Source organism: Sinorhizobium sp. FG01, assembly GCF_002531875.1.
GTDB classification, from domain to species: Bacteria; Pseudomonadota; Alphaproteobacteria; order Rhizobiales; family Rhizobiaceae; genus Sinorhizobium; species Sinorhizobium fredii_C.
In genome coordinates this window covers 265,792-288,452 of the sequence record NZ_NWTB01000009.1, presented here as the reverse complement: position 1 = coordinate 288,452, position 22,661 = coordinate 265,792, and the positions used below count along the sequence as shown (strand labels likewise).

Here is a 22,661-nt window from a genome sequence, read left to right as displayed (position 1 = left end):
GTGGAACGGCGCGGCATCAAGGATCGTTACGTGCTCATCGGCGGTGACGCGATGTTCTTCGTGGCTGATGCCGACCATAGGAATGCCGGACTTCGGCGGAACAGGTCAGCGGAAAAACCCTCTTCCGCCGGGAATCCCGGCGAAGGAGGTGCATCGTGGCATGCAATGCAATCCGCGTCTTTCCGCAAGCCGTCCTCTTGGCGGCGGCGTTAACCGTATATCCCCAGACAGCAGGCGCGCAGGGCGTCGTGAATTGCGCCGAACGCGCGCAGGTGATTGAGTTCCTCGCCAAGCAATATTCCGAGAAGCAGGCCGCATTCGGAATGGTCAATCAGCAGGCAGTAATGGAACTCTACGCCGCCGACAACGGCACGTGGACCCTGGTCATAACCGACGTGTCAGGCCGAAGCTGCGTGATCTTGGCCGGCAAGAGCTGGGAGACGATTATTCCCGTTGGCCCGAAGGCCTAGGAGCCAGATAACTTTCAGCGGCCGACCTTGTTTCCGCCATCCGTGATGGCGCGCGCGCCAACGCGCGAAATCCCAATCCCGAACCACCTTTTCAGAACCGACCGCAAGAGCGGGAGCAGGAGATGCATATCTTTGTCCCGCCCCCGTTTCAGTCTCTTCGCCGATCAGTCCGGCCGGCCGACGCTGGCATAGGTGAAGCCGTGCCGGGCGATCTCGTCCTTGCGGTAGATGTTGCGCAGATCGACGAGCAGCGGCGTGCTCATCGTCCGTTTCAGCCGCTTGAAGTCAAGCGCCCGGAACTCGTTCCACTCGGTGACGATCACTAGGGCATCCGCTTCCGCCGCCGCATCATAGGGGTCGCTCGCATAGTCCAGACCCTCGATGACCTTGCGCGCGTTGTCCATACCCTCCGGATCGTAGCCCGTGACCTGGGCGCCCGCATCCTGCAGCGTCTGGACGATGGCGATCGCCGGGCTGTCGCGCATGTCGTCGGTGTTCGGCTTGAAGGTGAGGCCGAGCACGGCGATCTTGCGGCCGCGCACGTCGCCGCCGACCGCAGTGATCACCTTGCGTCCCATGGCCCGCTTGCGGTTGTCGTTGATCGCGACGGTGGTTTCGACCAGCCGTACCGGACTGTCGTGGTCCTGTGCGGTCTTGACGAGCGCCAGGGTGTCCTTCGGGAAGCACGAGCCGCCGTAGCCGGGGCCGGCGTGCAGGAACTTGGCGCCGATCCGTCCGTCGAGCCCAATGCCGCGGGCGACGTCCTGGACATTGGCGCCCACCTTTTCGCAAAGGTCGGCCATCTCGTTGATGAAGGTGATCTTCATCGCCAGGAAGGCGTTGCCGGCATATTTGATCAGTTCCGAGGTGCGGCGCGAGGTGAAGACCAGCGGTGCCTGGTTCAGATACAGCGGGCGATAGACTTCGGTCATCACGTCGCGGGCGCGCTGGTCGTCATCCGCAAGGCCGATGACGATTCGGTCGGGCCGCTTGAAATCATCGATCGCCGCGCCCTCACGCAGGAACTCCGGATTGGACACGACGGCAAAGTCCGCCTCCGGATTGGTTTCGCGGATAATGCGTTCGACTTCGTCGCCGGTGCCGACCGGGACGGTCGACTTGGTGACGACGACGGTAAAGCCATTGAGATTGGCAGCGATCTCGCGTGCGGCGGCATGGACATAGGAGAGGTCCGCGTGGCCGTCGCCGCGGCGCGACGGCGTGCCGACGGCGATGAAGATGACGTCGCTGCCGGAAACGGCGGGCGCGAGGTCGGTGGTGAAGTGCAGGCGCCCTGCAGCGACGTTGCTGGCGACCAGATGGTCGAGCCCCGGCTCGAAGATCGGGATCTCGCCCTTCTTAAGCGCCGCGATCTTGCTCTCGTCCTTGTCGAGGCAGACGACGTCGTGGCCGAAATCCGCGAAACAAACGCCGGAAACGAGGCCGACATAGCCGGCGCCAATCATCGTAATCTTCATCCGCTCTTCCTTTGTTGTTGAGTCCTTATCGAGCCTTGGGAGCTACGCATCCATTGATAGGCAAATAGGACCGTTTTTCGACCTGCAAATGACAGGGGCGTTTTCCAAGGCGACGAATCGCTCGGTTGTCCTCAGGCGTGGGCCGCTGCAGGGCGATAATATTGCTCATACCACTCGACGAAACGAGCGACGCCTTCCTCGACGTCGATGGTCGGCTTGAAGCCGGTCAGCGCCTCGAGCAGATCCGGTGAGGCGTAGGTCCGCGGCACGTCGCCCATCTGCATCGGCAGCATGTTGCGCATAGCCGGCCTGCCGACGGCCTTCTCGACAGTCTCGACGAAGGTCATCAGCTCCACCGGCTGGCCGCCGCCGACATTGACGACGCGAAACGGCGCCTGTCGGGAAAGCGTGTCCTGCGCCAGTTCCGGGCCGACGCGATTGGCTTCGCAGGGCGCCACGTGGGAAAGCCGCAGGATGCCTTCGACCAGGTCGTCGATATAGGTGAAGTCACGGCTCATCCGGCCCTCTCCATAGATATCGATCGGCCGGCCGTTAAGGATGGCATCGACGAATTTGAAGAGCGCCATATCGGGCCTGCCCCAGGGACCATAGACGGTGAAGAACCGGAAGGCGGTGGTCGGCACCTTATAGAGATGGGCGTAGCTGTGAGCCATCACCTCCATCGATTTCTTCGTCGCCGCATAGAGCGTCATCGGCTCGTCGGTCCGATCGGCCTCGGCAAAGGGTATCTTCTCATTGGCGCCATAGATCGACGAGGTCGATGCCAGCATCAAATGCTTCGGGCCGATCGCCCTGGCAAGCTCGAGCACGTTCCAGGACCCGAGAAGGTTGGCGTCCACATAGGCCTTCGGATTTTCAAGGCTGTAGCGGACGCCCGCCTGCGCGGCCAAATGGATGATGACCTCCGGTTCCGCAAGCTCTGCGGCGCGGTCGAGCGCGGAGCGGTCCTCGAGCATCGCGGTTACGGCCTTGAAGCCGTTGGAGCGCTCCAGGATGGCGTGACGGCGCTCCTTGAGCGTCACGTCGTAATAGGGCGTCATGCCGTCGAAGCCGACAACGAAATGCCCATCGTCGATCAGCCGCTTGGCGACATGAAAGCCGATGAAGCCCGCGGTGCCGGTAATGAAGTAACGCACGGAAATGCCCCCGGTCTTCTTGAACTCGATCGTTCATACGAAGAAAGCCGGGCAATGGAAAGACGAAACCGTCACTCCGGCTCACCGTCGAGTTGCTGCTGCAGGGCCGTGAGCACGGACATCGCATGGCCGGAATACTGGCTGATCCAGCGGTCGTGAATGGCTCGGATTGGCAGGGCATTCAAATGGTTCCATCGTTCCCGCCCTTCGCGCCTGGTCAGAACGAGATTTGCCTCCTCCAGCACTTTCAGGTGCTGCATCACGGTGCAGCGGTCGAGATCGGAAAATCGCTCGCACAGCATGCCTGTCGTGCGGGGCGCCTCCTTCAGCGCATCGAGAATCTGACGGCGCCGGCCATTGGCCAGGGCCTTGAAAACCGCGTCGTCCTTCGAATCAATTGACATGTTATATTTTTATAACATATTATGCCCGAAGACAATCGAGAGGAGGTCGTCATGGCTTTCGAATTTCGTGTGAACGGGCGCATTGCCCGTCCCGTCGAGGAGGTCTTCGACGCGGTCGTCAATCCCGACAAGCTCAGCCGCTATTTCGTGACGCTCGGCGGCGTCAGCGGTCCGCTGGTCGCCGGCGCCACGGTGACCTGGTGGGGTGAAGTCCCGGTCGAGGTGGAGGTGGTCGAGCCCCATGAACGGATCGTCTTCCGCTGGGGCGCAATGGTTGCGAAGGAAGAGTCCCCATACCAGACGCGAGTCGAAATGCGATTCCAGCCGCTCGAGGACGGAGCCACCATGGTGACCATTGCCGAAAGCGGCTGGCGCGAAAACCAGCAGGGGCAGAAGAGCTCGTATCTTAACTGCGAGGGATGGTCGCAGATGCTCGCCTGCATGAAGGCCTGGGTCGAGTACGGCATCAACCTCCGAGAGGGCTATTATGTCAGCGAGCTCTCCGGCAAGCCGGCGCTCGAGCCGCAGGTGTAGGGGATCGCGTGATGTCAGTGGAGATGAAGGGCGGCATCAACATCGCTATGAAGGTGCCGAGTCATGAATACGAGGCCGTGCTGGCCTTCTACCGGGACGTCGTCGGTCTGCCGCCATTCGACGAGAAACTGCCGGCCAAGGGCTTCATACTCGGGCCGAATCGGCTTTGGATCGACGAGATGCCGCATTTGAGCCAGGCTGAAGTCTGGCTGGAACTGTTCACCGACGATCACGTAGCGGCCTTGAGCCATCTCGTCGCGAACGGCGCGGTGCGCTGCGATGCGGTCGAGGATCTGGGCGAAGCCTTTCGCGGCGGCTGGGTGATGAACCCGGCCAATATCGTCCATCTCGTGCGCGAGCCGGACGCCTGGTAGCGTCTCAGAATGCCAGCGGTGCCTCTTCGGCGGGCGTCTGCATGGGAGGAGCATCGACCGGCGGCATGGCCGGTTCCATCGGCGACTGCGCCTGGATCACCACCACTCGGGTGCCTTCCTGCACGCGGTTATAGAGATCGATGATGTCCGGGTTGAACATCCGGATACAGCCGCTCGAAACGGCGTTGCCGATCGACCAGGCCTCGGTCGTGCCGTGAATCCGGAACAGCGTGTCCTTGCCATCCTGATAGAGATAGAGCGCCCGTGGCCCAAGCGGATTGGTCGGGCCCGGATCCATGCCGTCGGCAAGCGGGCCATAGCGTTCCGGCTCGCGGGCGACCATGTCCGAGGTCGGTATCCAGCGGGGCCATTGGGCCTTGCGGCCGATGCGCGCCTCGCCGGCAAATTCCAGCCCCGCCTTGCCGACGCCGATCCCGTAGCGCAGCGCCATGCCGCCGCCCTGCACGAGATAGAGGTATCGGTCCGGCGTGTCGATGACGATCGTGCCCGGCGGCTCGTGGGTGACGTAGGGCACCTGCTGCCGCAGGAAGCGCGGATCGACCTTGCTTATGTCGGTGGCAGGCAAGGGGAACGCCTCGTCCGGCTGCGGTCCGTACATCGCCGTGAAATAGGGATCCGGTCCCCGCGGCCGGGGCGGCTGCGCGGTACTCGTCGCACAGCCCGCCAGCGCGGCCAGAACAAGGAGGAGCGTGAGAGGCTGGACGAGGCGGGAAACACACATACTCCAAACACTCCTGGTGGTTGTCCGTGGGGACGGCAGCCGCTTCGTACAGGAAGGCTGGCCGCGATTCGGCTGGACAATGATAGAATTGTAGTGCGGCGAACAGGTCCCGGAAAGGGCGACGGTCGCTGGTCTGGGTGGCCCAGGGGCGCGGCCCGATTTACGCGCCATCTTCGCTTGATCCGCTTTCCGCAGCGGGTGTATGCCTTTTCCATGCAATGGAGCGATCAGGCCATCATTCTCGGCATCCGGCGGCACGGCGAAAGCTCTGTCATCGCCGAGGCCATGACGTCCGCGCATGGGCGGCATCTTGGGCTCGTGCGCTCCGGCCGCTCGCGAACGATGCAGCCGGTGCTGCAGCCGGGCAATTCGGTGGAAGTCACCTGGCGAGCCAGGCTCGACGAACATCTCGGCGAGTTCCGCATCGAGCCGCTCGAACTGCGCGCCGCCAGACTGATGGAGGCGGCGACCTCGGTCTACGGCATCCAGGCGCTTGGCGCCCTGCTGCGGCTGCTGCCGGAGCGCGATCCGCATCCCCATCTTTACGAGGCGCTCGCCGTGATCGTCGACCACCTCGAGGACCCGGCCGACGCCGGCGAATTGTTCGTGCGCTTTGAACTGGCGGTCCTGAACGATCTCGGCTTCGGCCTCGATCTTTCCGAATGTGCTGCGACCGGCGCCCGGGCCGAACTTGTCTACGTGTCGCCGAAAACGGGTCGCGCCGTCAGCCGTGCGGCCGGCGCACCCTATGCGGAGCGCATGCTTGCGCTTCCGGATTTCCTCTCGGGAGGGGACAGCGCGGCCGATTACGACAGCCTCGCCGCGGCCTTTCGCCTGACGGCCTATTTCCTCAATCGCCACGTCTATGAACCGCGCGGCGTCGACGTTTCCTCGGCGCGAGACGGTTTCGTCCATGCGACACTGAAGGCGCTGAAGCCGGTCCCGCCCCCGGCAGCATGAGATGCGAAACAGGTGCCGCACCTTCAATGCGGCACCCGAACCGGCAATTCGGCCTTAGAGCGCGTCGCTTTGGACGGAGCCGTGCAACGCGCTTCAGGTCTTTGCTCTATGCATGTCGTTGTCCCGAAACCGCTGAGCACTTTCGGGCGGCATGCATCAGGCGATCTTGCCGCCGCCCTGCTTGGTCACGGCGACCACTGCCGGGCGCACCGGCATGTCGTCGCGGAAGTCGGGCCAGCGCGTTGCCGGCTTCTCGTAAGTGGCAAGGCCGGCATCGCCCGGGTGCTGAACGGCGAGGAAGAAGGTGTCGCTCGTCGGGTTGAAGCTTGGGCCGCACATTTCCGCGCCGACCGGAACCCGGAAGAACAGCTTCGATGTGCCGCGTCCTTCGCCTTCGGTTTCGATCGCCCAGACGCCATCGGTGCGGCCCGTCTCTTTCTCGTTATTGCCGTCGGTCGATACCCACAGGCGGCCGTCCGAGTCGATCGCGCAATTGTCCGGCATGCCGAACCAGCCGTTCTTCGTCGTCGCCGTCGAGAAGGAAGCACCGACTTCCGCAACGCTCGGGTCGCCGCATTTCAGCAGGATGTCCCATTTGGATTTCGTCGAAGCGAAATCGCCATCCGTTTCGGAGATCTCGACAATGTGGCCGAAGGCGTTCTTGGCGCGCGGATTGGCAGCGTCCGCCTCTTCCTCCTTGCGCTTGGTGTTGTTAGTCAGCATGGCATAGACCTTGCCGGTCTTCGCGTTGGGCTGGATGTCTTCCGGCCGGTCCATCTTGGTGGCGCCGAGCGCATCGGCGGCAAGCCGGGTGTTGATCAGGACGTCGGCCTGCGAGGCAAAGCCGTTCTCGGTCGTCAGCGGGCCCTCGCCATGGATGATCGGCATCCAGGTGACCGTGCCGTCCTCGTCGAATTTCGCTACGTAGAGCGTGCCTTCGTCGAAGAGGTCCATGTTGGCGGCGCGGTCGTTCGGATTGTAGGTGCCCTTCGTCACGAACTTGTAGACATAGTCGTAACGCTCGTCGTCGCCGCTATAGAGAACGACGCGGCCATCCTTGTTGACGATCGATTCGCAGCCCTCATGCTTGAAACGGCCGACGGCGGTGCGCTTCTTCGGCACCGAGGTCGGGTCGAGCGGATCGACCTCGACGACCCAGCCGAAGCGGTTGGCCTCGTTCGGATCCTTCGATACGTCGAAGCGCTCGTAGAACTTCGACCACTCATATTGGCTGCCGGGCGCGCCGAGACGCTTCAGCTGCTTGAATTCCGGATGATCCTCGGCGAGCTCGCCGCCGAAATAGCCGTTGAAGTTTTCCTCGGCCATCATGTAGGTGCCCCAGGCGGTGACGCCGCCGGCGCAATTGTTGATGGTGCCGAAGACTTTCCTGCCGGTCGGGTCGGCTACGGTCTTGACGCGGTCATGGCCGGCCACCGGACCGGAGAGCTGCATTTCGGTATTTGCCGTGATGCGGCGGTTGTACTTGCCGTCGAGAACCGGCTGCCACTTGCCGTCAACCTTGCGGATCTCGACGACCGTGCCGCCATGGGCGGCCATTTCGATGTCGACCAGTTCCTTGGTGTATTCGCCGAGAACGACCTTGTCCTCCTCCTTGCCGTCCTCCGTCACCTTTTCGACGCGGGCGAAGTTCGGGAACATGATCTCGGCGTTGGTGTATTCATGGTTGACGACCAGCAGGCCATGGTCTGGGCTCCCGTCCAGGGGGATGAAGCCAACATAGTCGTTGTTGTAGCCGAACTGACGGCCCTGCGCTTCGGCGGTCTGCTTGAGCGGATCGAATTCGGGGCTGTCAGCGAAGATCTTGTCGCCCCAACGCAACAGGATGTCGGCGTCGTAGCCTTCAGCGACGTGATGCTTCTCGTCGACGCCGGCCTCGATCTCCTTGAAGTCGAAGCGGGACGCGCTCTCGGCGCGAGCTTCATCGGCCGAAAGCAGCGCAAGCGGGCTGACCGTCGTCGAAATGGCGGCAACCGCAAGGGATCCGCCAAGGAACGACCGACGCGAGAAGCGACGGTTGATGATGTCGCCCATGGTCGGGTTAGTGGAACAGTTCTGGCCGATATCTTCCAGCTCCTCCCTCTGTTCCGTCAGCGTCTTGAATTCGGTTTCTTCCGTCGAGCCGAGATGCTTGTCCATGGTCATTCTCCCCATTTGAACGATTGAAGCGCCGCCTGTGGTCGGCGTCCATCCTCGCTCTACCAGCTAGCTCGTGACAGTTCTGCGACAATACCGTGAAGAACCATGAAGAGTTTGCGGCTCTTCTGCCGCTGGAGACAGTTGGACCTGCGGCACAATCCTGCGGTTGCAAGAAGGAGAAAGTTCAAGCGGCATGTCTCCGCTGGCATTCCGGGCTAACTTGTGCGAATCGTTCACGAGTCGTCGTGGTGCCGGGGGGGGCCCATGCTTGAGTTTATCGCCCTTGTTGCCTTTGTCTTGGCGCTTGCCGCTTTCCTCGGCGGCCGCAGGACTGCGGACCGGCTGGACGCCGAAATCGAAAGTCTGAAGACTGAGATCGCCCGGCTCGCGACGCAGGCCCCTGAAGAGGTCGTGCCCGATCCTGCGGCATCTGCGCCAACAGAGGCCGAGGCAGCGACTGTGCCAGAGGTCGGCGAAGAGGCGGTGCAGGGGCCGTGGTCGCAGGCGCGCGAGGGGGCGCAGATTTTCGGCAGTGCCCCGGCGGGCGCCGAGACGGGCAGCGAGTCTCCCGTTGTAGCGACTGCCGAACCCGCAGCCGCGCGGTCTGCGGAGAGCCTCGAGAGCCGTATCGGCGGACGCTGGCCTGTCTGGGTCGGCGGACTTGCGCTGGCGCTCGGCGGCTTTTTCCTGGTGCAGTACTCGATCGAGGCCGGGCTTTTGAGCCCGGCGGTCCGGCTCACGCTCGCTGCGGTCTTCGGCCTTGTGCTCGGGGCCGCCGGTGAAGTGATCCGGCGCCGGGCGGTGCCGACGATTTCCGACCGGTTCCGCAATGCGATGATTCCCGGCGTGCTGACCGCAGCCGGCGCCGTTACGCTGTTCGGCGTCGTCTATGCGGCGCATGGCATCTACGGCTACATCGGGACGGCGCCGGCGTTCGCGCTGCTGGCGCTGATTTCGCTGGCGACCGTCGGCCTGTCGCTGCTGCATGGCCAGGCGCTTGCCGGTCTTGGTCTGCTTGCGTCGTTGCTGACCCCTCTCTTCGTCTCCAGCGGCGAGCCGCGGCCGTGGGTGCTGTTCGCGTTTCTCTCGGTCGCCTGGCTCGCGACGCTTGCCGCCTCGCGCCTGCGCCGCTGGACGATCGTGCCGACGCTCGCAAATGCCGGCCTCGGCCTTTGGGGACTGGCCTATATCGCGTTGGCCGCGCCTTTCGAGGCCCCGCCGGTCGCCGCCGCGCTCTTGGTGATGGTCGTCGGCGTCGGTTTGATCTGGCCCGGCGGCGTCGAGCGCGCGAGCGGTGCAACGGCGGAAACAATCGCATCGCCAGCCGCGGCTCGGGGCCCTTGGGAGACGCTCTTCACGCCGCCCCATGCGGCGATCTCGCTGTCGGCGGCAATCGTGGCGGCACTCCTTGCGCTTCTCTTTATCAGCCCGGCGGTCGAGGCGGCGCGATTCCCGATCGCCGAATTCGTCGTCGTCACCGCGGGTCTCGCCGGCATCGGCGCCCTGCGGGCCACTGCGGCCTATCCGGCGTTGCTCGCGTCTCTTGCTGCCGTCGTCGGGACGTGGACGCTGACCGCACTCAGCGGCGTCCTTGCCTATCTCGACCCGACATTGGCGTCGCCGGAGATCGTCGTTCCGGGGCGGGCTGCCATGCTGACGGCGATGGTGCTCGCGGCGCTCTTCCTGCTGCTCGCCTCGGCGGTGCTTTCGCGCCTCGCGGAGCATCGGCAATTTGCCATTCTTTGGGCCGGCATCGCTGCCGTCGTGCCCGGCACTCTCATCGGAATGTCGTTCCTTATGACCGGCAATTTCGCATTCGACCTGCCGCATGGGCTTTCCGCCTTTGCGGGCGGCCTGTTCCTCCTCGGCCTCGTCGAATGGCTCTCCCGCCGCAACGCCGAGGGACGCGAACTCGATCTCGCAATCGGGCTGCTCGCCTTGGGTTCCCTCGGACTCTTCGTCATCGGCCTGCATGCGTGGACGGACGGGCTGGTGACGACGCTTGCAATCGCGTTCCTCGGCGCCGGCTACACCTTTGCGACGCGTCTCCGCACCTGGCCGGTCCTGCCCTGGGTGACAGTTGCCGCCGGCATCGTCGTACTGGCGCGGATCGCCTGGGAGCCGACCATCGTCGGCCCCGGCAGCCTTGGAACGACGCCGGTCTTCAATGCACTCCTGCCGGGCTACGGCATTCCGGCACTGCTGCTCGTCGGCTGCGCCTATTTCCTGCGCGCTTCCGCGGATTTGCGCCTGCGCAACCTTTTGCAGGCGCTCGCGAGTCTCTTCGTGCTGCTGACGCTCGCGATCCTGGTGCGCCATGCGATGAATGGCGGCGTTCTCGACAGCTCCGTTCCGAGCCTTGGCGAGCAGGCGATCTACACGCTGCTTGCGATCGGCGCTTCCGGCATCTTCATGACGCTCGACGGCAGATCGCCAAGCCCGGTGTTCCGCTACGGCGGGATGGTACTCGGCGTGCTCTCGATGCTGTCGGTGCTCTCGGCGCATCTCGTCGGGCTTAACCCCTATTTCAGCGGCGAGCTGCTCGGCAGAATCCCGTTCTTCGACCTCCTCTTCATCGGCTATCTGCTGCCCGCCATCGGCTATGCCGGCCTTGCCTGGTATGCCCGCGACCGGCGTCCGCAGCCCTATGTGGTGGCGCTTGCCGTCAGCGGCGCCGTGCTTGCCTTCGCCTGGGCCACCTTGAGCGTGCGCCGCTTCTGGCAGGGCGAAAGCGTGGCCGACTGGAAAGGCTTCCTGCAGGGAGAGACCTACACCTATTCGGTGGTCTGGCTGGTGCTTGGCGTTCTGCTGCTCGTTGTCGGCTCACGCTTCAACACGAAGAGCATCCGCATCGCCTCGGCCGTGCTGGTCTTCATTGCCGTGCTCAAGGTCTTTCTCGTCGACATGTCGAATCTCGAGGGCTTCCTGCGGGCACTCTCCTTCATCGGCCTCGGCGGCGTGCTGATCGGCATCGGGCTCTTCTACCAAAGGATACTTTCCAGCAGCGGCAACGGTGCGGCTGATCCCCCGGCCGCAGTTTCGACTGCGACCGACAATATGGGCGAGGGGGCAAGCAGGGCATGACGCGCCTCGCCGCCTTGGCTGGCGCCTTCGCGCCGCACGAGGAGCTTGCCGGCGAGCTCCTGCCGCATGCCTTCTCCAGCGACGATGGGTCCCACGACGCCGCGCACCTCATCCGCGTCTGGAAGAATGCGGCCCGCATACAGGCGGAGGAGGGCGGCGACAGCCGGCAACTCGCGGCCGCCGTCCTGCTGCACGATTGCGTCGCCGTCGAGAAGAACTCACCTTTGCGGGCTGGCGCATCGCGGCTCGCCGCCGAAAAGGCATGGCAAATTCTCGACGGCCTCGGCTGGCGCACGCTGGAAATCTCGGCCGTTGCCCATGCCATTCTGACCCACAGCTTCTCGGCCGATATCGCGCCCGAGACGCTCGAGGCGAAAATCCTGCAGGATGCCGATCGGCTTGACGCGATCGGCATGGTCGGCGCCGCCCGCTGCTTCTACATCGCCGGCCGCATGGGAAGCGGCCTCTACGATCCACTCGATCCCCTCGCAGAGGACAGACCGCTCGACGATAAGGCCTTTGCAATCGACCATTTCGAGACGAAACTCTTCCGCCTCGCAGACGGTTTCCAGACTTCGGCGGGGCGTCGCTTTGCCCTGGAGCGGCAAAGCCGGCTTCGCAGCGTGCTTGCCATGCTGCTCGATGAAATTTAGACCGATTTTCAGTAAGTTGCGGCCGCGCGATGAATCAGCTCGCGAACCGCCTGAATCGATCTCTGAACTTGGAAAGACGCGATGAAAGTCACCGGTCTCAATATCCATCCCCTGAAAAGCGGTCGCGCCGTGCCGCAGACGGCGGTGACGGTCCATCTCGACGGGCTGGCGGGCGACCGACGGTTCATGCTGGTCGAGCCCGATGGCCATTTCATCACCCAACGCGAATTGCAGGTGCTTGCCCAGGTCGACGCGACGCATATCGAAGGCGGCTTGCACCTGAAGATGAACGGCAACCAACTGTCCGTGCGCTTCGATCCGGATAGCCGGCTCGATGTCCGCGTCTGGTCGAGCGACGTGAATGCAGCCGTTGCCGGTGATGACGTGAACGAAACGCTGTCGGCCTGGTTCGGCCGACCGGTGAAGCTCGTGCATATGGACGAAGAGGCCGAACGCTTCGTCGGCGCCGAATGGGCCGGCACTGCCGCGCCGGTCGGCTTTGCCGACGGCTTTCCGGTGCTGATCACCACGACCGGGTCGCTCGCAGACCTCAATCGCACGCTCGTCGAGAAGGGGCAGGAGCCGGTCGGCATGGAGCGCTTTCGCACGAACATCCTCATCGATTGCGACGATCCCTGGGCCGAGGACCTGTGGGAGACCCTGGAGATAGCCGGCATTGCTTTCGATCTCGTCAAACCTTGCGCTCGATGCATCGTGACCACCCAGGACCAGACGACCGGCGAACGCATCGGCGGCAACCCGATTCAAGGGCTGGCGGAAAAGCGCATGTCCGCTGACCGCCGGGTGCCGGGGGTGCTCTTCGGCTGGAATGCCGTGCCAAGGGGCGAGGGAACTATCAGGATCGGCGACGAGGCGAGCATCGTGCGACGGCGTACGGAGCGCTGGCCGATGAAACTTCGCGGCACCGGTTGAGCTGAAGCCAGGCGGTCCGCTATCAATTCCTGTGATTGTCCCGTCAATTAATTTGGCTTTGCGCGGACTGGGGAGCGACATAGGATGGCCCCTCAAAAAATCGGAGCTTTCCATGTCTGCTGCCACCCCAGCCGCTACGCGTTCAACCGACCACCTGCCTTGGCTGATCATTGCCGCCGGCTCCATCATCGCGATGCTGACCTTCGGTCCGCGCTCGGCCATGGGCTTCTTCCAATTGCCGATGCTCGCCGACACCGGCTGGGACCGGACGACCTTCGGTCTCGCCATGGCGATCCAGAACCTCTGCTGGGGTCTCGGCCAGCCGTTTTTCGGGGCGCTGGCCGACAAGTTCGGCACCTGGCGCATGCTGGCGCTCTCGGGACTGCTCTATTCCAGCGGCCTTTTCATCATGGCCTTCGCCAGCGCGCCGATCTGGCTGCATGTCGGCGGCGGCGTGCTGGTCGGTCTCGGCGTCGCTTCCGGTTCCTTCGGTATCGTGCTGTCGGCCTTTGCGCGCAACGTCGCGCCCCATCATCGTTCCTTCGTCTTCGGCATCGGCACGGCGGCGGGTTCGGCCGGCATGTTTCTCTTCGCGCCGCTGAGCCAGGGGCTGATCTCCGCCTATGGCTGGTCCGACAGTCTCGTCTATCTCGGCTTCCTGATGCTGCTGGTACCGCTCTTCGCCATTCCGTTGCGCGGCAATGCCTCGTCCGGGCGACACGCCGAAGCGCTTTCCAAACAGACCGTCGGCGAGGCCTTGAAGGAAGCCTTCGGGCACAGGAGCTACCTGCTGCTCGTCTCCGGCTTCTTCGTCTGCGGCTATCAGGTCGCCTTCATCACCGCGCATTTCCCGGCCTATCTCGGCGACATCGGCATCGATGCGCGCTATGCGGTGATCGCCCTCGCTTTGATCGGTTTCTTCAATATCATCGGTTCGCTGTCGGCCGGTTTCATCAGCCAGCGCTATTCGAAGCCCTACTTCCTGGTGTGGATCTACCTTGGGCGCTCCGTCGCCGTTGCGGCCTTCCTGCTTTTGCCTCAGTCACCGACATCGGTCGTCATCTTCTCGGTAGTCATGGGCCTGCTGTGGCTGTCGACGGTCCCGCCGACCAACGCGCTCGTGGCGATCATGTTCGGCACGCGCCACCTTGGCCTTTTGGGCGGCGTGGTCTTCCTCTCGCACCAGATCGGCTCATTCCTCGGCGTCTGGATGGGCGGCTATCTCTACGACCGCTTCGGGTCCTATGATCCGGTCTGGTGGCTTGGTGTCGCACTCGGCGTCTTCGCGGCCATCGTTCATTGGCCGATCGAGGAGAGGGGCGTCGCCCGTCCAGCCATGGCTTGAATATGAATGTCGCGCCCGAGATGTCTCGGGCGCGACATTCATGCCTTGAAATCTGTCACAAAACTTTCTAAATCAGTCGCCGCGGCTCAGCCGCTTTTGTTTTGACCCAATTATGCTCAGATTGAGCATAATTGGCAGGCCGGAAAACGGCGAGAGAGGAGAGCCCGATGACCAGTCTTGACCTTCGCACGAATGCGTCTGCTGCGCCGGCGTTCGTGAGCGCTGCGGCACGCTTCGGCGTCATCGACAAGCCGGACCTCGCCTTCACGTCGGCGATCGCCCGCGAGACCGAGCATCTCTACGCGAAGGTCAAGGATTTCATCCCTGCATTCGAGTGGGCCGCCTATGCGCCCTACGTGCATGCGATCAACCGGCTAAAGAAGGAGCGCAACGCCGTCATCCTGGCGCACAACTACCAGACGCCGGACATCTTCCACTGCGTTGCCGACATTGTCGGCGATTCGCTGCAGCTCGCCCGCGACGCCACCAAGGTCGATGCAGAAATCATCGTCCAGTGCGGCGTCCACTTCATGGCCGAGACGTCGAAGCTGCTCAATCCGGAAAAGACCGTGCTGATTCCCGACGCCAAAGCCGGCTGCTCCTTGTCCGAATCGATCACCGGCGCCGATGTGCGCCTGCTTAAGCAGCGCTATCCCGGCGTACCGGTCGTCACCTATGTCAACACGTCCGCCGACGTGAAGGCGGAGACCGATATCTGCTGCACCTCGTCCAACGTGCTCGCCGTTGTCGAAAGCCTCGAGTCCGACACGGTGCTCTGCATTCCGGACGAATATCTGGCGATGAACGTCGCCCGCCAGACCAACAAGAAGATCCTGACCTGGAAGGGCCATTGCGAGGTCCACGAGCGCTTCACGGCGGCCGAGCTACTCGCCTACAAGGAGGCCAATCCGGGCATCGAGATCATCGGCCATCCGGAGTGCCATCCGGACGTGATCGAAGTCTGCGACTTCTCCGGCTCCACCTCCGGCATGATCAACTATGTCAAGGACAAGCGGCCACAGCGCGTGCTGCTCGTCACCGAATGCTCGATGGCGTCCAACATCCAGGCGGAAGTCGAAGGCGTCGATTTCGTCAAGCCGTGCAACCTCTGTCCGCACATGAAGCGTATCACGCTGCCGAAGATCCTCGACAGCCTGCTCAACATGACGGAAGAGGTTCTGGTCGATCCGGCGATCGCCGGTCGCGCGCGCCTTGCAGTCGAGCGCATGGTGAACCTCAAGCAGTAATCGCGCCCGGGCACCCGTGCAGGCCGTTGGAGGAGTTACCGAGCCATGCTGACCGATCATTTCCGCCCGCAGTCCTTTAACGGGATCGATGACATCGTCATCGTCGGCGGCGGCCTTGCCGGGCTTTTCTGCGCGCTGAAGCTGGCGCCGCGGCCCGTTACCATTCTTGCCGCCGCGCCGATCGGCCACGGCGCCTCCTCCGCCTGGGCACAAGGCGGCATTGCCGCGGCAATGAGCACGGGCGACACCGTCGAGAAACACGTCGCCGACACGGTCGCCGCCGGCGCCGGCATCGTCGACGAGAAGATGACACGGATGATGGTCGCCGAAGGCCCGGCGCGCATCCACGACCTGCTTGAATACGGCGTGCCCTTCGACCGGGATCTCGAGGGCAAGCTGATCCTGTCGCGCGAGGCTGCGCATTCCGAGCGGCGCATTGTGCGCGTCAAGGGCGACATGGCCGGCAAGGCGATCATGGAGGCGTTGATCGCCGCGGTGCGCAACACCCCGTCGATCCGCGTGATCGAAGGCTATGTGGTCGAGGAGCTGGTGCGCGAGGGCCGCTTCATCTCCGGCGTCGTGGCGCGGCCGGATGCCGGCCAGTCGAAGACACGCGTATCCTTTCCGGCGCGCGCCGTGGTGCTTTGCTCCGGCGGCGTCGGTCACCTTTACGCCGTCACCACCAATCCCTGGGAAGCCTGCGGCCAGGGCGTCGGCATGGCGGCACGGGCAGGCGCCATCATCGCCGATCCGGAATTCGTGCAGTTCCACCCCACCGCTATCAATATCGGCAAGGATCCGGCTCCGCTCGCGACCGAGGCTCTGCGCGGCGACGGTGCGATCCTCGTCAATTCGAAGGGCCGCCGCTTCATGCTCGATATCCATCCGGATGGCGAGCTCGCGCCGCGTGACGTCGTATCCCGCGGCGTCTTTGACGAAGTGAAGGCCGGGCGCGGCGCCTTTCTCGACTGCACCAAGGCGGTCGGCAGGGACTTCCCGGACCTGTTCCCGACCGTCTACGCTTCCTGCATGGCGGCCGGCATCGATCCGGTGACGCAACCGATCCCAGTCGCGCCGGCGGTCCATTACCACATGGGCGGCGTGCTGACGGATGGGGAGGGCCGCACCTCGATCGATGGCCTCTGGGCGGCCGGCGAGGTGACCTCGACCGGCGTCCATGGCGCCAATCGGCTTGCCTCCAACTCCCTGCTCGAGGCGGTCGTCTTCGCGGCCCGGATTGCCGAAAACATCAAGGGCACGCTCCCCGCACCGAAGCTCACGGAATGGGGCGACAATGCCGGCGAGAATGACGATCCGGTGACCGTTGAGGACAGCCCACCCTTCAGGCGGCTGCGCGGTCTGATGAGCGAGTGCGTCGGCGTGGTGCGCACGCGCGAAAGCCTGCTGCACGCGATCCGCGAGATCGCCGAGCTGGAGCGGGTCAATACGCGGCTGCGCTTCGCCAATATCATCACCACGGCCAAGCTCATCGCGGTCGCCGCCCTGCAGCGGGCCGAAAGCCGCGGCGGCCATTTTCGCGCCGATTGCCCGGCCGAACGCCCGGAATGGCAGCGGCGCACCTATCTGACGCTCGCACAAGCGGAGCGCCTCGCCGCCGAGGCAGCCGAGACGGAGCCGGCTTGAGGCCGGCTGTCATTGCCGCAGAGACAACGACGAAATCGGAAAGAAGATCATGACCGTCGCCCTACGTCCGGAACTGCCCGCCCTTCTGGTCGAGGAGCAGGTGAAATCGGCGCTTCTCGAAGACCTCGGCCGAGCCGGCGACATCACCACTTTGGCGACAATCGGCCTCGATCTGACGGCGACGGCGAATATGAGCGTGCGCGAGGCGGGCGTCGTCGCCGGGCTGGAACTGGCGCGCACGGCCTTCCGCCTCGTCGATTCTTCGATCCGCTTCGAAGCGTTGGTTGAGGACGGCGATCGCGTCGCGCCGGGCACCACGGTCGCCCGGATCTCGGGCCGCGCCCGAGGCGTGCTTTCGGCGGAGCGGGTCGCGCTCAATTTCCTCATGCACCTCTCGGGGATTGCCAGCTACACGGCGAAGTTCGCCGACGAGATCGCTCACACGGCGGCCAAGGTCTGCTGCACCCGCAAGACCATTCCCGGCCTTCGCGCGCTGGAGAAATACGCCGTTCGCCTGGGCGGCGGCTCCAATCATCGCTACGGCCTCGACGACGCGGTGCTGATCAAGGACAACCATATCGCCGTCTCGGGCGGCGTCGCGGGCGCCATCCGCGCGGCCCGCGCCTATTGCGGCCACCTGGTCAAGGTCGAGGTCGAGGTTGACGGGCTGGCACAGATGCGCGAGGCACTGCCGGCCGCGCCCGACGTCATCCTGCTCGACAACATGGGTCCGGACCTCCTGCGCGAGGCGGTGGCTCTCAATGCCGGACATTGGCGGCTGGATGCCGCCGCCTATCCCGGCGATCCGAGCCGGACGCGGCTGGAGGCATCTGGCAATGTCAGGATCGAGACGATCCGGGCAATCGCCGAGACCGGCGTCGATTACATCTCGACGTCGAAGGTCACCATGGCGGCGCCGACGCTCGACATCGGGCTGGACATTTCGATCTGACGTTGACGGCCAACGGGCTTCCCGGAATTGCCGCGGAACGAGATGGGCAACCGCGCGTTGCCCCTCAAACCGACAGCGAGGAAGGATCGATGATGACCAGGGTGATATTCGCGCTCGCCGCTACGGTGGGGCTGGCGGCCGCTGCCTCGGCGCAACAATCGTCGCAGACAGCGACGGCGGAATTCGTCGGCAAGGATGGCACGGATACCGGACGGGCCACGTTGACGTCCGGCGGCAAGGGTGTGCTGATCGAGATGGAAGTCAGCGGCCTTACCAAGGATACATGGGTGGCGTTCCACGTTCACGAAATGGGACGATGTGACGTGGCGGACGGTTTCGAATCCGCCGGCAAGCATTTCGTCGACGGAAACGAGGGCGCCGAGCACGGCTTTCTTGCCGCACACGGGCCGCATGCCGGTGACATGCCCAACCAATATGTGAGTGCGGACGGTGTGCTGCGTGCGCAGATTTTCAACAGCTTCGTCTCCCTCGACGACAAGGGGACGGCGATTCGCGGCCGCGCTCTGGTTGTCCATGCGCGCTCGGACGACAATCGTAGCCAGCCGGCAGGAGATGCCGGCGACCGGCTCGCCTGTGCCGTCATTAAATAGGAATTACCTTCCGCCGACCTTGAGGCCGGGCGCTGGGCGCTCGTCGAGAATCTGCCGGCGGAATCGAAAGAGCGCGGCCGGCCGGCCGCCGGTGGAGGCAAGGGTGCCTCCCGTCGGCTCGACGAGTTCCGCCCCCTCGACCAGCCGGCGGAAATTCTGCTTGTGCAGGTGCCGGCCGGAGATCGCCTCGACCGTCGCCTGAAGGTCGGTAAGGGTGAAGTCCGGCGGCATCAACTCGAAGACCACCGGGCGGTATTTGATCTTGCCGCGCAGCCGGGCGACAGCGGTCGCGACGATGCGGCGATGGTCGTGCTGCATCGCCAGCCCGGCGGCTGGCTTCTCCGACCCACGGCAATGGCCGTCGATCTCCGCCTCACGCACCAGGCCGGCTTCGTAGAGCAGTTCGTAGCGCTCCAGCACGCGCTCCTCGTCCCATGGGAAATCGTCGAGGCCGAAGGCCAGCCGCACCCGCGACCGGCGCTGCGCAGCCGCGGCCGATCTCTCGTCGCCGTCAGGTCCGGCCTCCCAGCGGGCGAGTGCAGGCAGGATCGTCTGGTCGAGTAGCTGAGGTCGTCCCTGTCGCCAGTCTTCCCAGGGCAGGTATCCGTACCAGTCCCGCCAATGGGCGCCGGCCTCCGCCAGTCTCTCGTTGTTTTCAGCATCGGTGCGTGTCAGCGCCAGATAGCCGACGGAGACCATGTGCTTGCCTTCTTCGCCCGGCAGGCGCTGGCGACCGCGGTCGCCGAAGGTGTAGAGCTGCTCGATATAGCCGAGCTTGAGCGCCGTTCGCTTTTCGACGCGGTCGCGCAGGCTCGCCTCGAAGGTGCGGTGGCGGGCTGGATCGAAGGGACCGAAGGGCAGGCTGTCGCGTGCGTCGCCGTCCGTTTCGCTCACCGCGAGAATGCGCGGACTGCGATGGACGACGGCGACGATCACCGCGTTGAGGCCGATCTCGACGGTGTCCGGCACGCCCTCAGCCCGCATGACGGCGATTTTCCGGGAGGAGAGATAGCAGGAAGGGAGCATTGCCGTCGGCATCCGCGCCGCGGCCGATCGCCCTCACCGCTGCGATGAGCCTTCCTTTTCGCGACAGCGCATCGTCTCCGATCTCGATGATGCGTGCATTCGGCGTGGCGAAGGGCGAGGCGAGCCGCAGGCGTCGGGCCAGCGCGTCGTCGTCCTGGTCCGGCTCGACGGCGAGCGCCGCGATCAGCGCCGCGGCGGGCGAGCGCGAGACGCCCATCCAGCAATGGACCAGCAGCGGCCGCGAGCGGTCCCACTTGCGGGCGAAATCGATAATCTGTGCGACATGCATTTCCTGGGGCGCGATCAGTTCGCCCGTTCCCGCAAAGCTGATGTCGTTGACGCCGATCGTCAGATGCTTGTCTCGATCGATAATGCCGGGGCGGTGAAAATCCTGTCCCTTGGCCACCAGGCTTAGCATTTCGCGGCATCCGTGGCGGACAGCCATTTCGGCGATACGGCCGAGCGGAGAGACGATGATGCCTGCCATGTCAGGCCTCCTGGCTCAACTTGGCGCGCTCCGCCTCGAGAAACGTGAAGCGCTCGGCGAAAAGCCGTTGCGCATCGACCGCTGGCAGGGGGGTGATCAGCAGCGTCTCACGCGTGACCCCGCGCGGCTGGCCGAAGAACTTGCGCGCCTCCTCGGGCGAGAAGCCGGCAAGTTCGGTCGCCTCGAAATAGGCGGCGACGCGATCGGCCTTCTTGATCCGCTCCTTGAGCTCCTTGGGCGTATGCGGAGGCAGGCCGAAGCGCAGATGGACGGCGCTTTCGAGCCGTTTCTCCACCGCCTTGTATCCGCCGCCGACCACCGCCTTGAAGGGCGAGATCATGTCGCCGATCACATATTCGGGCGCATCATGAAGAAGCGCCATCAGGCAGTCGGCCGCGTTGCAACGGTTGGTGCGGCGAAAAATGTCTTCGACCATCAGGCTGTGCTGGGCGACGGAAAAGGCGTGGTCGCCAGTCGTTTGCCCGTTCCAGCGAGCCACCCGCGCAAGGCCGTGGGCAATGTCGGAAAGCTCGACGTCGAGTGGCGAAGGATCGAGCAGATCGAGCCTCCGGCCGGAAAGCATCCGCTGCCACGCGCGTGCATTCATCATGCGCTCGCCTCGTCCGCCTCGGCGGGAAAGGCAAGGCCGGTCCAGCCGGGCAATGTCAAGCTAACCGGCACGTCACCGGCGAGAATGGCATCGCCCTTGGCGATGGCTTCGCCGGCCTTATCGATGCGGACGATCGCCAGCCCCGCCTTGTCCTGGACGGTCCCAAGCAAGCCGATCGGGCGGCCGCCGATCGAAAGGCTGGTGCCCGTCGGCGGGAGGTCGGCTTGGCCGGAAACGATGACCACACGACGCCGCGCCGTGCCGCGATGCTGCATCCTCGAGACGACCTCCTGGCCGACATAGCAGCCCTTGCGGAAGGAGAGACCGCCGTTCAGATCCATCAGCACGTCATGCGGAAAGGCATCCTGCAGCGGGTAGTCCCGCTCCGAAACGGCGATACCAGCTTCGATCCGCAGCCGGTCGTATTCGGCGACGCTCGCCTCTGCTCCGGCGAGTTCGCGATAGAGGCGGAACACGGACATGCCTGCCTTCTCGAACCGGTGGTCCCGATAGCTGCCCTCGGGCCGTGCCTCCCCGAAGACGACAGTCACCGGGGAGGGTGAGAGGAGAGAGAGTTCCACTGCCGACCTCAGCTTGTACAGGGTCAGCCGCTTCAACAGCGCGTCAGCTTGGTCGCGGGACGTTTCCAACCGTAACCTCCCTTCATCGCGCGAGATCAGGAAGTCGAAAAAGATCTTGCCCTGCGGCGTCAGCAGCGCCCCCGGTCTCACTTCGTCTGCGGCCAGTGCGCCGATGTCGGTCGTCACCAGCCCCTGCAGCAACGCTTCAGCGTCCTTGCCGGAAACGCTGATCAGCGCGCGATCCTCGAGGCGAAGTTTGGGCATGGTCTCGAATCCCGTTCTCTTTGACGAAGAGGTAGGATTTCCGCTGCTGAAGGGCAAGCGCGCAAAGCGGGATGAGGAAAAGTGCGAAGCGGTTTTCCGCCCGCATACCGCGTCCGAATTTAAAAGCGGGATGAGGAAAAGTGCGAAGCGGTTTTCCGCCCGCATCCCGCCTGAAGCCATTGAGAAACGGTCAATCGCCGGCGACGAAGAACTTCCACTGGCCGTCGGGAGCAATCCCGACGCGGTAAAAGTTGTAGTTGCCCAATTCTTCCATGCCGGCGAAATCGCCGGCGGTCACCAGCCGGAAGAGGTCGACCTTCTCCGGAGGGGTCAAGGAAGACAAGGGTTTTTCGGCGAAATAGGGCCAGACATAAGCTTCCTCCGGCGTGCCCTTGTCGGCAAGGACGAAGCCGGTCGACAGAACATCGAGCAGGATCGCAAGAATTTCGACACCGTCCTGGTCGCCGGACAAACCCTTCAAAATTGCGATCGGATCTTCATCGCCGCCGCTGCCGCTGACCTGGGTTTGGGTCGGCCCTTTGCCGAGCAGCGGGCGCAGCCGCTCGATGTCGCCGGAGGCGGCTGCCTCGACGATCAGTTCGCGCATGCGGGCGACCGGTTCAGGAATTTTCGAAACATCGGACAAAACCTCGACCGGCTGGACCACTTCCGGCGCGGCATCCTTGGTCTCGGTCGCGGCCTTGTCGACCAGCGGATCCGGCATCGGAATTTCAAGCGGCTCTTCCGGGTCGGCTTCGGGCGTCTCGGCCGGTGCCGCGTTCTCCGCGCTGTCGCTCGGAGCGGTAGGGGGAGCGCCATTGAGCTCGCTTAAGGCGAATGCAGCCGGAGCCGCCATCGGGACGTAAGGAACGGCCCCCGCCAGCAACAGCATGACGAGGCGCACCGCTCTGGCACGGCCTGCAAGGATCCGGGTCATGGGCAGTCCTG

The 22,661-nt window shown here is 64.2% G+C and carries 22 protein-coding genes; 12 read left to right on the top strand and 10 right to left on the bottom strand.

The window, feature by feature from the left end; genetic code table 11:
* Positions 1–155: 155 nt before the first annotated feature.
* Positions 156–470: a hypothetical protein gene (locus CO656_RS17425; RefSeq protein WP_097526538.1), complete on the top strand. Its 315-nt coding sequence runs from the start codon at positions 156–158 to the stop codon at positions 468–470.
* 164 nt (positions 471–634) lie between these two features.
* Here the strand turns inward: CO656_RS17425 and rkpK are convergent, their stop codons facing one another.
* From rkpK to CO656_RS17410, 3 genes are all read right to left on the bottom strand, one after another.
* Positions 635–1,948, bottom strand: coding sequence for a UDP-glucose 6-dehydrogenase (rkpK, locus tag CO656_RS17420; protein ID WP_037413704.1), 1,314 nt, complete (start codon positions 1,946–1,948; stop codon positions 635–637).
* A gap of 131 nt (positions 1,949–2,079) precedes the next feature.
* On the bottom strand, positions 2,080–3,105 hold the full coding sequence (locus tag CO656_RS17415; protein ID WP_097526537.1) for an NAD-dependent epimerase: 1,026 nt from the start codon (positions 3,103–3,105) through the stop codon (positions 2,080–2,082).
* A gap of 71 nt (positions 3,106–3,176) precedes the next feature.
* Positions 3,177–3,509 carry a metalloregulator ArsR/SmtB family transcription factor gene (locus CO656_RS17410; RefSeq protein ID WP_037413707.1) on the bottom strand — a complete coding sequence of 111 codons (333 nt, stop codon included), beginning with the start codon at positions 3,507–3,509 and terminating at the stop codon, positions 3,177–3,179.
* A gap of 51 nt (positions 3,510–3,560) precedes the next feature.
* Here CO656_RS17410 and CO656_RS17405 point away from each other — a divergent pair, with 51 nt between their 5' ends.
* Complete coding sequence (locus CO656_RS17405) at positions 3,561–4,043, top strand: SRPBCC domain-containing protein (RefSeq protein WP_097526536.1); 483 nt, start codon at positions 3,561–3,563, stop codon at positions 4,041–4,043.
* Between the two features lie 11 nt (positions 4,044–4,054).
* On the top strand, positions 4,055–4,417 hold the full coding sequence (locus CO656_RS17400; RefSeq protein ID WP_037413715.1) for a glyoxalase/bleomycin resistance/dioxygenase family protein: 363 nt from the start codon (positions 4,055–4,057) through the stop codon (positions 4,415–4,417).
* A gap of 4 nt (positions 4,418–4,421) precedes the next feature.
* Here the strand turns inward: CO656_RS17400 and CO656_RS17395 are convergent, their stop codons facing one another.
* On the bottom strand, positions 4,422–5,159 hold the full coding sequence (locus CO656_RS17395; protein ID WP_037413720.1) for a L,D-transpeptidase: 738 nt from the start codon (positions 5,157–5,159) through the stop codon (positions 4,422–4,424).
* A gap of 213 nt (positions 5,160–5,372) precedes the next feature.
* Here CO656_RS17395 and recO point away from each other — a divergent pair, with 213 nt between their 5' ends.
* Positions 5,373–6,119, top strand: a complete 747-nt coding sequence (gene recO, locus CO656_RS17390) for a DNA repair protein RecO (RefSeq protein ID WP_179864782.1) — start codon at positions 5,373–5,375, stop codon at positions 6,117–6,119.
* Between the two features lie 156 nt (positions 6,120–6,275).
* Here the strand turns inward: recO and CO656_RS17385 are convergent, their stop codons facing one another.
* On the bottom strand, positions 6,276–8,276 hold the full coding sequence (locus CO656_RS17385) for a PhoX family phosphatase (RefSeq protein ID WP_097526534.1): 2,001 nt from the start codon (positions 8,274–8,276) through the stop codon (positions 6,276–6,278).
* 264 nt (positions 8,277–8,540) lie between these two features.
* Here CO656_RS17385 and CO656_RS17380 point away from each other — a divergent pair, with 264 nt between their 5' ends.
* The 8 genes from CO656_RS17380 (at position 8,541) to CO656_RS17345 (ending at position 18,745) form a co-directional block, all read left to right on the top strand.
* Positions 8,541–11,360 carry a DUF2339 domain-containing protein gene (locus CO656_RS17380; protein WP_097526533.1) on the top strand — a complete coding sequence of 940 codons (2,820 nt, stop codon included), beginning with the start codon at positions 8,541–8,543 and terminating at the stop codon, positions 11,358–11,360.
* Positions 11,357–12,013, top strand: coding sequence for an HD domain-containing protein (locus CO656_RS17375; protein WP_097526532.1), 657 nt, complete (start codon positions 11,357–11,359; stop codon positions 12,011–12,013). Before CO656_RS17380 ends, CO656_RS17375 begins: the two co-directional genes overlap by 4 nt.
* Positions 12,014–12,094: 81 nt before the next feature.
* Positions 12,095–12,946 (top strand): MOSC domain-containing protein, encoded by an 852-nt coding sequence (locus tag CO656_RS17370; RefSeq protein ID WP_097526531.1) that lies wholly within the window; start codon positions 12,095–12,097, stop codon positions 12,944–12,946.
* A 112-nt stretch (positions 12,947–13,058) separates the two neighbouring features.
* Complete coding sequence (locus CO656_RS17365) at positions 13,059–14,291, top strand: MFS transporter (RefSeq protein ID WP_037413732.1); 1,233 nt, start codon at positions 13,059–13,061, stop codon at positions 14,289–14,291.
* Positions 14,292–14,458: 167 nt separating this feature from the next.
* Positions 14,459–15,538, top strand: a complete 1,080-nt coding sequence (gene nadA / locus CO656_RS17360; protein WP_097526530.1) for a quinolinate synthase NadA — start codon at positions 14,459–14,461, stop codon at positions 15,536–15,538.
* A 45-nt stretch (positions 15,539–15,583) separates the two neighbouring features.
* Entirely contained in the window at positions 15,584–17,182 is a 1,599-nt protein-coding gene (locus CO656_RS17355; protein ID WP_097526529.1) for an L-aspartate oxidase, read from the top strand.
* A 49-nt stretch (positions 17,183–17,231) separates the two neighbouring features.
* Positions 17,232–18,134, top strand: coding sequence for a carboxylating nicotinate-nucleotide diphosphorylase (nadC, locus tag CO656_RS17350; RefSeq protein ID WP_097526528.1), 903 nt, complete (start codon positions 17,232–17,234; stop codon positions 18,132–18,134).
* Between the two features lie 92 nt (positions 18,135–18,226).
* Complete coding sequence (locus CO656_RS17345) at positions 18,227–18,745, top strand: superoxide dismutase family protein (protein WP_179864781.1); 519 nt, start codon at positions 18,227–18,229, stop codon at positions 18,743–18,745.
* 3 nt (positions 18,746–18,748) lie between these two features.
* Here CO656_RS17345 and CO656_RS17340 read toward each other — a convergent pair whose 3' ends face one another.
* From CO656_RS17340 to CO656_RS17320, 5 genes are all read right to left on the bottom strand, one after another.
* On the bottom strand, positions 18,749–19,729 hold the full coding sequence (locus tag CO656_RS17340; RefSeq protein WP_097526526.1) for an NAD regulator: 981 nt from the start codon (positions 19,727–19,729) through the stop codon (positions 18,749–18,751).
* Complete coding sequence (locus CO656_RS17335) at positions 19,719–20,258, bottom strand: tyrosine phosphatase family protein (RefSeq protein ID WP_037413788.1); 540 nt, start codon at positions 20,256–20,258, stop codon at positions 19,719–19,721. Before CO656_RS17335 ends, CO656_RS17340 begins: the two co-directional genes overlap by 11 nt.
* Position 20,259: 1 nt before the next feature.
* On the bottom strand, positions 20,260–20,868 hold the full coding sequence (locus CO656_RS17330; RefSeq protein ID WP_037413790.1) for an HD family hydrolase: 609 nt from the start codon (positions 20,866–20,868) through the stop codon (positions 20,260–20,262).
* On the bottom strand, positions 20,865–21,713 hold the full coding sequence (locus CO656_RS17325) for a folate-binding protein YgfZ (RefSeq protein WP_097526525.1): 849 nt from the start codon (positions 21,711–21,713) through the stop codon (positions 20,865–20,867). The genes CO656_RS17330 and CO656_RS17325 overlap by 4 nt, the downstream gene beginning before the upstream one ends.
* 190 nt (positions 21,714–21,903) lie before the next feature.
* Entirely contained in the window at positions 21,904–22,650 is a 747-nt protein-coding gene (locus CO656_RS17320) for a hypothetical protein (protein WP_097526524.1), read from the bottom strand.
* Between the last annotated feature and the right edge of the window lie 11 nt (positions 22,651–22,661).

Coding starts and splice junctions, on each gene's coding strand:
- CO656_RS17345 (WP_179864781.1), top strand. CDS start 18,227: ATGACCAGGGTGATATTCGCGCTCGCCGCTACGGTGGGGCTGGCGGCC.
- rkpK (WP_037413704.1), bottom strand. CDS start 1,948: ATGAAGATTACGATGATTGGCGCCGGCTATGTCGGCCTCGTTTCCGGC.
- CO656_RS17385 (WP_097526534.1), bottom strand. CDS start 8,276: ATGGACAAGCATCTCGGCTCGACGGAAGAAACCGAATTCAAGACGCTG.
- CO656_RS17375 (WP_097526532.1), top strand. CDS start 11,357: ATGACGCGCCTCGCCGCCTTGGCTGGCGCCTTCGCGCCGCACGAGGAG.
- CO656_RS17340 (WP_097526526.1), bottom strand. CDS start 19,729: ATGCGGGCTGAGGGCGTGCCGGACACCGTCGAGATCGGCCTCAACGCG.
- CO656_RS17370 (WP_097526531.1), top strand. CDS start 12,095: ATGAAAGTCACCGGTCTCAATATCCATCCCCTGAAAAGCGGTCGCGCC.
- CO656_RS17320 (WP_097526524.1), bottom strand. CDS start 22,650: ATGACCCGGATCCTTGCAGGCCGTGCCAGAGCGGTGCGCCTCGTCATG.
- CO656_RS17330 (WP_037413790.1), bottom strand. CDS start 20,868: ATGATGAATGCACGCGCGTGGCAGCGGATGCTTTCCGGCCGGAGGCTC.
- CO656_RS17325 (WP_097526525.1), bottom strand. CDS start 21,713: ATGCCCAAACTTCGCCTCGAGGATCGCGCGCTGATCAGCGTTTCCGGC.
- CO656_RS17395 (WP_037413720.1), bottom strand. CDS start 5,159: ATGTGTGTTTCCCGCCTCGTCCAGCCTCTCACGCTCCTCCTTGTTCTG.
- CO656_RS17365 (WP_037413732.1), top strand. CDS start 13,059: ATGTCTGCTGCCACCCCAGCCGCTACGCGTTCAACCGACCACCTGCCT.
- CO656_RS17355 (WP_097526529.1), top strand. CDS start 15,584: ATGCTGACCGATCATTTCCGCCCGCAGTCCTTTAACGGGATCGATGAC.
- nadC (WP_097526528.1), top strand. CDS start 17,232: ATGACCGTCGCCCTACGTCCGGAACTGCCCGCCCTTCTGGTCGAGGAG.
- CO656_RS17405 (WP_097526536.1), top strand. CDS start 3,561: ATGGCTTTCGAATTTCGTGTGAACGGGCGCATTGCCCGTCCCGTCGAG.
- CO656_RS17400 (WP_037413715.1), top strand. CDS start 4,055: ATGTCAGTGGAGATGAAGGGCGGCATCAACATCGCTATGAAGGTGCCG.
- nadA (WP_097526530.1), top strand. CDS start 14,459: ATGACCAGTCTTGACCTTCGCACGAATGCGTCTGCTGCGCCGGCGTTC.
- CO656_RS17335 (WP_037413788.1), bottom strand. CDS start 20,258: ATGGCAGGCATCATCGTCTCTCCGCTCGGCCGTATCGCCGAAATGGCT.
- recO (WP_179864782.1), top strand. CDS start 5,373: ATGCAATGGAGCGATCAGGCCATCATTCTCGGCATCCGGCGGCACGGC.
- CO656_RS17380 (WP_097526533.1), top strand. CDS start 8,541: ATGCTTGAGTTTATCGCCCTTGTTGCCTTTGTCTTGGCGCTTGCCGCT.
- CO656_RS17410 (WP_037413707.1), bottom strand. CDS start 3,509: ATGTCAATTGATTCGAAGGACGACGCGGTTTTCAAGGCCCTGGCCAAT.